The 1062-nt window shown below is 51.9% G+C and carries 1 rRNA gene; it reads right to left on the minus strand.

Annotated features, from left to right (window positions below):
- Positions 1-1062, minus strand: a 16S ribosomal RNA gene (locus C6366_RS18355); the annotation flags it as partial.

A 1062-nucleotide genomic window follows, 5' to 3' on the forward strand; every position in this document is an offset into this window, starting at 1 on the left:
CTTCAGGTACCCCCGGCTCCCATGGCTTGACGGGCGGTGTGTACAAGGCCCGGGAACGTATTCACCGCGCCGTGGCTGATGCGCGATTACTAGCGAATCCAGCTTCATGGAGTCGGGTTGCAGACTCCAATCCGAACTGAGACCGGTTTTTGAGATTCGCATCCCCTCGCGGGGTAGCTGCCCTTTGTACCGGCCATTGTAACACGTGTGTAGCCCTGGATGTAAGGGCCGTGCTGATTTGACGTCATCCCCACCTTCCTCACGGTTTACACCGGCAGTCTCGGCAGAGTCCCCACCATTATGTGCTGGTAACTACCGATAGGGGTTGCGCTCGTTATGGGACTTAACCCGACACCTCACGGCACGAGCTGACGACAACCATGCAGCACCTTGAAAAGTGTCCGAAGAAAAACCTGTTTCCAAGTCTGTCACTTCCCATTTAAACCCAGGTAAGGTTCCTCGCGTATCATCGAATTAAACCACATGTTCCTCCGCTTGTGCGGGCCCCCGTCAATTCCTTTGAGTTTCATCGTTGCCGACGTACTCCCCAGGTGGATTACTTAATGCTTTCGCTCAGTCACTAACGGTATATCGCTAACAACCAGTAATCATCGTTTACAGCGTGGACTACCAGGGTATCTAATCCTGTTTGATACCCACGCTTTCGTGCATCAGCGTCAGTGACACTTTAGTAAGCTGCCTTCGCAATCGGTGTTCTGTGGTATATCTATGCATTTCACCGCTACACACCACATTCCGCCTACCTCAACTGTACTCAAGACTGGCAGTATCAACGGCAATTCTACAGTTAAGCTGCAGTATTTCACCACTGACTTACCAGTCCGCCTACGCACCCTTTAAACCCAATAAATCCGGATAACGCTCGGATCCTCCGTATTACCGCGGCTGCTGGCACGGAGTTAGCCGATCCTTATTCGTATGGTACCGGCAAATAGCTACACGTAGCTAACTTTCTTCCCATACAAAAGCAGTTTACAACCCATAGGGCCGTCTTCCTGCACGCGACATGGCTGGTTCAGGCTTGCGCCCATTGACCAATAT

The organism is Desulfonatronum sp. SC1 (assembly GCF_003046795.1).
Classification (GTDB): domain Bacteria; phylum Desulfobacterota; class Desulfovibrionia; order Desulfovibrionales; family Desulfonatronaceae; genus Desulfonatronum.